The sequence below is a fragment of the Streptomyces sp. NPDC059994 genome (assembly GCF_042737755.1).
Classification (GTDB): domain Bacteria; phylum Actinomycetota; class Actinomycetes; order Streptomycetales; family Streptomycetaceae; genus Streptomyces.
Genome location: NZ_JBHWUR010000033.1, coordinates 19,198 through 27,436 on the forward strand (window position 1 = coordinate 19,198; position 8,239 = coordinate 27,436).

Consider the following 8,239-nt stretch of genomic DNA (forward strand, 5'->3'; position numbering starts at 1 on the left):
TGCGGTGGTGCGGTCCGGACCGCATCGCGGTGGGCGCGCGCCCAGGCCCGGTTCGCGAAAGGACAAGGGTGGGTGGACCGTCAGGCTGAGTATGCGCACCGCCCGTGACCATAGGTTTCGATCTTCGTTTCAAAGGTGCAGGCGAGCACCCCTTCGACGTGTGGGGAGGACCGGGTTGGCCAGGGAGTCAGCGGCTGCTACCGATTCTGCTCTTCGCGGTAGCCGCCCATGGCAGGTCCGACCCTCTTCCGTCGTCGTCCGACAGCGCCGTCTCCGCTGGGCCCCTCGGCCGGCATTCTCACTCCCGTGCTCGGACGCCGGGCCGCTCCCGCTGATGGCACGACTGCCAACCGGCCGGACCGCACCGACGGTACGCACCCGCGCCCAGCCCTCCTGCGGGAGCTCACCGGCCCTTGCCGAGCAGGTGATCGGAGAAAGCCGCCGCCCCGCCGGCGTGACCTCGCTCGTCGTTCCCATGCAACCGCGCGCCACCACCTCTCATAGTGACCGGAACACATCGCCCGAGCCAGGGACCGTGACATTGACTGGCACGAGTGGCACTGCCCCACGCGTACGACCGTTATGCGTCTTACCCGAATCCGTGACCGTGGGACGGAGAGTGGACAGCTCTGTTGTCTGCCGCGGGGTAGCCGGGAGGGACACCGACCCGGCTGCGTCCGGGTGCGGCCGTCTGCCTGAGCGGAACGGACGCGGATGCCGTCGGGTTCCGGTGTCGCGGAGCGGCTTGGCGAGGCGGTCGCGTGAGGGTGATCTGGCGGACCAGCTGTTGGAAGCAGGCCAGCGCCGCGACGGCGGGAAGAGCAGACGCCGCCCCGGCGGCGATCGTTCTGGGCGCCTGGGCTACGCACAGGAGCGTGGCCAGGCTGGAGAACAACAGAACGACGCACCAGGAATGGAGCGCGCGGCGCTGGTGCAGAGCGGATCTGAGGATCGACAGGGAGCCGACCATCCATGGGCCGTAGATCAGCATGGGCCACCAGCTGACCACTGCGGGGGCCGTGTGAGGCGCGGCGCTGTGGCGCAGGGCGTCGCAGATGGCCAGCCCACTGAGGATGCTCACCAAGGCGGCGATGGCACCGACCAGCACGGCGGTGAACACACTGCTGGTTTGCAGCAGGGTCGCTACCTGCGACTTCGACTTGCTCCGGCGGTGCCCGCCGGAGGGCGGTGCGGGCGGATGTTCGGCAGCGGCGTGGTCCAGCCCTGCGACCCACCCGCTGGTGCTTGCCGTATCACCGAGGCCGTCGAAGCCGACTCGGGTGAAGGGCTCCGGCTGCCCGGGTGGAGCGCTCTCCTGGAGAAGGATGGCGAGTTCCTCCACCGGATCCCACGCCGGATGCTCCTCGCCGGGCCCGCCGCGCGGTTGCCCGGTGGAGGGGTGCTGTACGGGCTCGGGCTGGTCCCAGAACGCGGAGGCCTCCGGCTGGGGGTGGAGACCGTGGATGTCCGGGTACCCGTACGGCTCATACACGGGAGCTGCCACCCGAGCACCCGTCGACAGCGGTTGCGGACGCTGCCGCGTTCCCCAACCGTTTGCCGAACTCGACCTGGATCACGCTCATCGTATGGAGGAAGTCCTCGAAAATCGTAGAAGAGTACCTAAGGTCGATTTCCAGATCTTCGTGCCCCAGCGTTGCGTTCCGCGTCTTGCCCCAGCGTGTGGAGGGCGGAGTGAACATCCACTTCCCGATCCGGGTGGCCCCGGAGTGAAAGCTGCCTCCCTGTCCGCCTTCCTCCGCGGTCCTGCGGAGGGAGACGGGTCGCTTTGCTGTTGTCATATTCCATAAACGCTCTCGGTGTTGGTCTGGGTGTGTGCCATCCGGGTGATGGTGGTCGACGAATAAGCGTTGACGCCGTCGTATCGGTTTTCCAAACCAGCCAGGAGGGCAGGAGCCGCGCCCTTTCTCGCGCCGCCACGCCGCGACTCGGAAGGCGATGGGCCGCAGCCGACGCAAGCAGCGCGATCGACCCTTCGCCCCGTCCGACGCCGGCAGGGCAGCCACGCGCATGCTCCGAGCGACGGCCCTGCTGCCTGCCGCGCACCCGCGGCTGCGGCTTCATGCACGGCGGGATCGTACGCATATCGCCGGTTCTTGCCGCAGGCCGTCACCCTGTCTGGCCCTCGGCGTTGAGCCCCCATCGCCGGCTCCGTCGACTTCGCCTCCCGCCCGGCGGACGGCCCCCGTCGCCCCACGGAAGCGTGCCGACCCTCGGCCTGCGGTCCGCCGGGTCACCTGCCAACCCTCCTTTGGACACCACGGCCACCGACCGATCATCAGTAGATAGATCGATATGCGTCGACGCCGGCAGATTGCTGCGCATGGCTGCAATCGGAGGAGAGGGCACAACTCTGCATATGCCTTCGCGTTATGCCGAGGGCCGCCAGGGGCCCGGCCCTGCGCATCCCCTTGAACCTCAGCCATTGAAGGGACCAGCTGTGGGAGGAATCCTCCTGTGGATCGTGCTCATTTCTGCCGCAGTAGGCACAAGTTGCACCGCGCTGACGATATCCGGGACCGGCCGACTCTGGCACGTGGACACCCTCGAACTGAGGCGCCACCAACGCTTCAAGCACGTCCTGTCCCTTCATGTGGACGCCGTCCGTTTGTCAGGTCCGGCAGCCACGGCGCCGGCCCGGCCGGGGGAGAAGCTCGTCAGCGTCTCCCCTAGTCCGGGTGCGGAGCCGTTCCGAGTCGCCCATGAGCCGTGCGGGCCACCCTGCACACCAGACCTGGGGCAGAACACCTCGCCGGCAGCCGACATCACTCACTGAACGACTGACACCTCGGACGGCTCGCCGGCCGCCGCCTCCGCGCCCCCGGGACGTGGCGTTGGCGCGGCTTCCAGAACACCCCTCGGGCTCCGCGGGCTGCCTGCATCCGGGGGGTGATGCAGGCTCTGGGCCGGGGAGACCGCGGAGACGGCCTCGGCCGAGCGCCTTGTCGTCGGCGGTGACATCGCATCGCGAGCCGTGGCCCGAAGAGCCCGAGGCGGCAGGCTGGTGCACCATCCAATTCCGCACCCCAGTAGGCCGTTCCGCCAGCACTTCTCGTCAAGCACGCCAGGTCGAAAGGGCGGTTGATATCACCGGAAAACCCCGGCAATCCGTTCCGTGCATTACCGCGCGCATGGAAACCCCGGCAATCCGGACACCGGTGAAGGAGTACAAAACCCCGGCAATCTGCGCATTACCCGTTTCGGGCTGCTGAACGCGGCATAGTGAAGCGGTGGTGGAGAGTGAGGTCACGCGGGGGCCGCCTGCGGTTCTCCAGCACCTCGGCGACCTTCCGGGCCGGCTTGGCCGCCTGCGGCGGCAGGCAGCTGTCCAGCGCGTCGACGTCCTGGCACAGCCGGGCGCTCAGCCCATGCGGGCACGCCTCCGTGAAGAGCTTCTGCGGGTCGTCCTCCACCCGCTGCGCGTTCTTGAGCCCCGCCCCGCCCCGGCGATCGGCGCCGCTGGGACGGGCCCGGCGAGGCTCCTTGACGAGGGTCGCGGCAGAGCAAGAGCCCCGACGCGTTGATGCAGGGGTGGTGAACCGCTTCCGCGATGTGTACCGCGATGGGGAAACCGGTACGGTCATCGCACTTCAGCGCACCACCACCATGCGGTGCAGGGCACCGCACCGCACCGCGCACGCGCACCGCGCACGCGCACCGCGCACGCGCACCGCGCACGCGCACCGCGCACGCGCACCGCACCGCGCACCGCACCGCGCACGCGCACCGCGCACCGCACCGCACCGCGCACCGCACCGCGCACGCGCACCGCGCACCGCACCGCACCGCGCACGCGCACCGCGCACCGCGCACGCGCACCGCGCACCGCGCACCGCACCGCGCACGCGCACCGCACCGCGCACCGCACCGCGCATCGCAGCTCCGGTGTGCGCACCGGAATGACGAAGTGAACGGCGAGGCGTTGCGCGCACTCGGTGCGCACAGCGCGGTGCACCGGATGTGCCTCCGCCGAAGGCAACGGCTCCTTGACGCGGGCACCGACCTCCGCGGTCACTTCGCGGCCGCCGGCCAAGAAGCCGCCATGGACGCGGCCCGCCGCATCGCTGCCCTCACCCACGGTGACCGCGTGGCCGGGGGCCGCCCCGCCGGGCGCGCCGTCGGCTCAGCCCGCGCGGCGCAGCAGCGGCTCGCACCAGGACCGGTTCTCCCGGTACCAGGCCACCGTCTCGGCCAGGCCCCGCGTGAAGTCCAAGCGCGGCTCGTAGCCCAGCTCGCGCCGGGCCTTGCCCCAGTCGACCGAATAGCGCCATCGCCGCCGGCCTGTGCATGCGCACCTCACGGCAGGGCGATCAAGGACGGTTTGCGAAGGTCGCGTCCGCTGCCCGGGCGGCCGCGTTGGCGGGCAGTATGAAGCGAGGCGTGCGGGCGCCGCGGCGTTGCTAGGCTGCGCCGATGAGCATTCCGTCGGTGGACGAGATCCGCGAGCTCCACGTGAAACACGCCCCCTCCCAGGAGGCGTTCGCGCTGGTCTGGACCCACTGCGAGATCGTGTGGCGGATCGCCGAAGGCCTTATGGACAGCTCTCCCATGAGCCTGGACCGTGATCTGGTGCGGGCCGGGTGCCTGCTGCACGACATCGGCGTCTACCGCCTCTACGATGCTTCCGGCCGCCTTGATCAGGCCAACTACGTACGCCATGGCGTCCTGGGCCACGGCCTGCTCGCGGAAGAAGGTTTCCCCGAGGAGCTGTGCCGGTTCTGTTCCTGCCACACCGGGGTCGGGCTGACCAAGCACGACATCGAGCACCAGCAGCTTCCGCTGCCGCCTGCCGACTACCTCGCCGAGTCGGCCGAGGAGCAGCTGGTGATGTTCGCGGACAAGTTCCACAGCAAGAGCAAGCCGCCCACGTTCCTCACCCCCGACAGCTACGCCGCCTACGTGGGCCGCTTCGGCCCCGGCAAGACGCACGCCTTCCACCAGCTGCGCACCGTGTTCGGCGACCCTGCGCTGGAAGGCCTCGTCGCCGCATACGGCCACGCCTTGCACTGACTCCGCGGCCCGGCACCGGGACTGACACCCTCGACAGGATGCAGAAGGCCAGGGCCCCGGGATCTGCCCGGGTCCTGGCCGGCGGAGTGCCAGTGGAGGGTGATCAGGCTTGCGCGGGGGCGGCCTTCGTCGGGAACCGGCGGAAGGGGCCCGGGAGGATGGCGGGCCATTGCAGGTAGTGGCGGTTGCCGTAGGGGACGGGGCCCTCGGGGCTCGCGGTGACGAGCCTGGCGCTCTGGCCGCCGTCGAGGAAGCAGCCCCAGACCAGGTCGCCGGTGTCCGTCGCGAAGCGTGCGGCCTCGTCAGGGGTCACGCGGGGAAAGGCGGTGGAGCACGCACGGAAAGGCGGTGGAGCACGCCGGGAAACGCGGTGGAGCTGGGACTGCCGTCCGGCAGGCGCAGATGCGTGCGGCCGGCTGTGGTGGCGGTCACGAGCAGCCGGGCGGCGCGATGCTCGGCGAAGTTGGCGCGGTCGCCGGTGGAGCGGTCCGGGTTGGCGGGGTGATCGCAGCGTGGGCAGGGCCGGGGAAGGGAGGGCCCACGGTCACGGCCGGCTCCGGCCACGCATCGGCGCGCAGCGGGCCGGTGCGCAGGATCCGCCCCGTGTTCACCCCGGCCGCGCCGGACCATGCGTGCGGGGCAGCGCAGCACGAGTGCCGCGGCGAAGAGGTCCGCACCGCCGTGGGCGGTGGCCGTGGAGACGAAGTCGCCGTGGGGCGTGGCGCGCAGGGCGAGGCCGATCCAGTCGCCGTCCGGCGCGAGCACGGGGGTGTAGTGGGTCTCGCCTCCAGGACGTGCACGCTGGACGTCATGGCACGGCCCTGGAGTCCTGGCTCAGACACCAGCCGCAAAGTAGCGAGATGATCACGTGCTCGCCGACGCGGCGGCCTGCTCGTCGTGTTCGCGGAGCATCCGCATGACGGTGGCGAGTGAGGGGCGCTGCCCATTTTCGCGCCCGTGGTGATGACGAGCCGCTGGGCGATGTCGCGCAGGCTCATCTCCTGGTCGCGCAGGTGGACCGCCGCGCGGCGCGGTGTTTCACAGGCGACCACCTATGAAACGCCACGTCCGGCCCAGTCACCCGCGGTCACTGACCAGTCTTCACGCTCGGGCGGTGAGTGAAGGCGCCTCGGTAGGCGGCCGGGGTCATGCCGATCTGGCGGCTCAGGTGCTGGCGGAGCGATTCGCCGGAGCCGAGGCCACTGCGGCGGGCCACATGGCCGACGGTGAGATCGGTGGTCTCCAGCAGCTCGCGGGCCCGCAACAGCCGCTGCTGGAGCAGCCATTGGAACGGGGTCACGCCAGTCTCGGTGGTGAAGCGGCGGGTCAGGGTCCGCACGCTGACCTTGGCCTGACCGGCCAGGTCGTGCAGGGAGATCGGCTGGTCCAAATGCCGCAGTGCCCAGACGCGGGCCGCATCCAATGAGGAGTCGGTCTTGGCCGGTAGGGGGGTCTGCACGAACTGCGCCTGCCCGCCGTGGCGCACTGGGGTGACGACAGCGGCGCGGGCTGCCGCGTTGGCCACGGCCGCGCCGTAGTCGGAGCTGATCAGGTGCAGGCACAGGTCGATCCCGGCGGCCGAGCCCGCACCGGTGACGATCGGTCCGTCCTCGGCGAACAGCCGGTCGGCGTCTACGCGCACCGAAGGGAAGGCGCGTTGCAGTTCCTCGGCCAGGGCCCAGTGGGTGGTGGCAGCACGGCCGTCGAGGAGCCCGGCCTGGGCGAGGACGAAGGCGCCGCTGCAGATCGAGGCAATGCGCTTGCCCGCAGCAGCCGCCTCGCGCAAGGCGTCCAGTGCGGCCGGCTCGGCGTCGTGCCGACTGGCGGTTGAGGGGACGATCACCGTGTCCGCCGCCGCGACCGCCTGAAGGCCGTGCCGGATCACCACCTCGATGCCACCGGAGGCGGCGACTGTACCGGGCATGGCGGTGCACACCGTCACCTCGTAGCCGGGGCGTCCCTTGAGTTCGGCGGCGCCGAGCAGCGTCGACGGCATGGACAGGTCGAAGGGCTTGACCGCGGGGACGGCCAGGACGGCAACACGATGCATGGCTAGATCCTTGGATCTCATGGCTTTCAGGCCACTGACCCTACCCTGCGTCCGCACGGCAGAGTTGGGCGAGCGATCGGGCCCCCGCGAACCACGTCTCCCTCTTCGGGGAAGCGTTCCATTTTTGAGCGAAAACGGAGACAACGTCATGGCTGAATCAGTCGTCATCGGGGCAGGCGCGACGGGGGTCGCGACCGCAAGGCAACTGGCCGACAGCGGCAAGCCGGTCCGCCTCATCACCCGCAGCGGCGGTGGGCCCGACCACCCCGGCATCGAACGGATCGCCCTGGACGCGGGCCGCACTGACGAACTGGCCGAGGCGCTGGCCGGAGCGGCCACGGTCTTCAACGCCGCCATGACCGCCTACCACACCTGGCCGGAGACCATGCCGCCGTTGTTCGCTTCGATCCTCGCCGCGACCGAGCGGGCCGGGGCCGACTATGTGATGCTCGGCAACCACTACGGCTATCAGCAGACCACCGGGCCGGTCACCGAGCGCACCCCGATGGCCCCGAACACCCGAAAGGGCCGGGTGAGGGCCGAGCTGTGGCGGCAGGCCAGGGATGCCCATGACGAAGGGCGGCTGCGGGCCACCGAAGTGCGAGCCGGCCAGTACCTGGGCCCGGGCGCAGTCTCAGCGTTCACGCTGCTGGTCGCGCCTCGGGTCCGCGAGGGTGAACTGGCTCTCGTCCATGGCGATCCCGATGCGGCGCATTCGTTTTCGTACACCGAGGACGTCGCAGCGGCGCTGGTGGCGGTCAGCGGCGACGAGCGGGCCTGGGGACGGGCCTGGCACGCCCCGGTCATCACCACGACCCTGCGCCAGGCCGCGACCGACCTCGCCGAACTCCACGGAGCGCCCGAACCCCGGTTGGAGCCGCTCACCGAACGGGATATGACGCTGCTGTCCTTCACCGATCCACTGTGGCGGGAGTTCGCCGAGATGAGCTACATGTCCGAGCGTCCGTTCCTCGTGGACGACAGCGATATCCGCGACACCTTCGGACTCAGGCCTTCAACGCTCCGCGAAGCGCTGGCGGCCTGATGCCGCGGTGGGGGGGGGGGGGGGGCCCCGCCCCCCCCCCCCGGGGGGGGGGGGGGGGGGGGGGGCGGCCCCCCCCCCCCGCGGGCCCCCCCCGGGGTGGGGGGGGGCCCGCCCCG

The 8,239-nt window shown here is 70.7% G+C and carries 8 protein-coding genes and 1 pseudogene; 4 read left to right on the forward strand and 5 right to left on the reverse strand.

Features of this window, described 5'->3' with window-relative positions; genetic code table 11:
* Positions 1-589 precede the first annotated feature (589 nt).
* Positions 590-1,504, reverse strand: a complete 915-nt coding sequence (locus tag ACFWA7_RS18440; protein WP_385823893.1) for a hypothetical protein — start codon at positions 1,502-1,504, stop codon at positions 590-592.
* A gap of 1,705 nt (positions 1,505-3,209) precedes the next feature.
* A complete protein-coding gene (locus ACFWA7_RS18445) occupies positions 3,210-3,431 on the reverse strand; it encodes a hypothetical protein (protein ID WP_385823895.1) in 222 nt (73 codons plus the stop codon).
* 198 nt (positions 3,432-3,629) lie between these two features.
* On the opposite strand from ACFWA7_RS18445, the gene ACFWA7_RS18450 reads away from it, so the two are divergent.
* The 3 genes and pseudogenes from ACFWA7_RS18450 (at position 3,630) to ACFWA7_RS18460 (ending at position 5,028) form a co-directional block, all read left to right on the forward strand.
* Positions 3,630-3,929, forward strand: coding sequence for a hypothetical protein (locus tag ACFWA7_RS18450; protein WP_385823897.1), 300 nt, complete (start codon positions 3,630-3,632; stop codon positions 3,927-3,929).
* A 57-nt stretch (positions 3,930-3,986) separates the two neighbouring features.
* Positions 3,987-4,111 (forward strand): annotated as a pseudogene (locus tag ACFWA7_RS18455) (ADP-ribosylglycohydrolase family protein); the annotation flags it as partial.
* A gap of 320 nt (positions 4,112-4,431) precedes the next feature.
* Complete coding sequence (locus ACFWA7_RS18460) at positions 4,432-5,028, forward strand: HD domain-containing protein (protein ID WP_385823899.1); 597 nt, start codon at positions 4,432-4,434, stop codon at positions 5,026-5,028.
* 103 nt (positions 5,029-5,131) lie between these two features.
* On the opposite strand, the gene ACFWA7_RS18465 is transcribed toward ACFWA7_RS18460, so the two are convergent.
* The 3 genes from ACFWA7_RS18465 to ACFWA7_RS18475 all read right to left on the reverse strand — a co-directional run bounded on the left by ACFWA7_RS18465 (position 5,132) and on the right by ACFWA7_RS18475 (position 7,078).
* On the reverse strand, positions 5,132-5,341 hold the full coding sequence (locus ACFWA7_RS18465; protein WP_385823901.1) for a hypothetical protein: 210 nt from the start codon (positions 5,339-5,341) through the stop codon (positions 5,132-5,134).
* A complete protein-coding gene (locus tag ACFWA7_RS18470) occupies positions 5,338-5,793 on the reverse strand; it encodes a hypothetical protein (protein WP_385823903.1) in 456 nt (151 codons plus the stop codon). Before ACFWA7_RS18470 ends, ACFWA7_RS18465 begins: the two co-directional genes overlap by 4 nt.
* A gap of 322 nt (positions 5,794-6,115) precedes the next feature.
* Complete coding sequence (locus tag ACFWA7_RS18475) at positions 6,116-7,078, reverse strand: GlxA family transcriptional regulator (protein WP_385538877.1); 963 nt, start codon at positions 7,076-7,078, stop codon at positions 6,116-6,118.
* Positions 7,079-7,226: 148 nt separating this feature from the next.
* On the opposite strand from ACFWA7_RS18475, the gene ACFWA7_RS18480 reads away from it, so the two are divergent.
* Complete coding sequence (locus tag ACFWA7_RS18480; RefSeq protein WP_385538879.1) at positions 7,227-8,123, forward strand: NAD-dependent epimerase/dehydratase family protein; 897 nt, start codon at positions 7,227-7,229, stop codon at positions 8,121-8,123.
* Positions 8,124-8,239 lie beyond the last annotated feature (116 nt).

What these genes read in the sequence shown, in the direction of transcription:
- ACFWA7_RS18460 (WP_385823899.1), top strand. Translation starts at nt 4,432, where the DNA reads ATGAGCATTCCGTCGGTGGACGAGATCCGCGAGCTCCACGTGAAACAC.
- ACFWA7_RS18475 (WP_385538877.1), bottom strand. Translation starts at nt 7,078, where the DNA reads ATGCATCGTGTTGCCGTCCTGGCCGTCCCCGCGGTCAAGCCCTTCGAC.
- ACFWA7_RS18480 (WP_385538879.1), top strand. Translation starts at nt 7,227, where the DNA reads ATGGCTGAATCAGTCGTCATCGGGGCAGGCGCGACGGGGGTCGCGACC.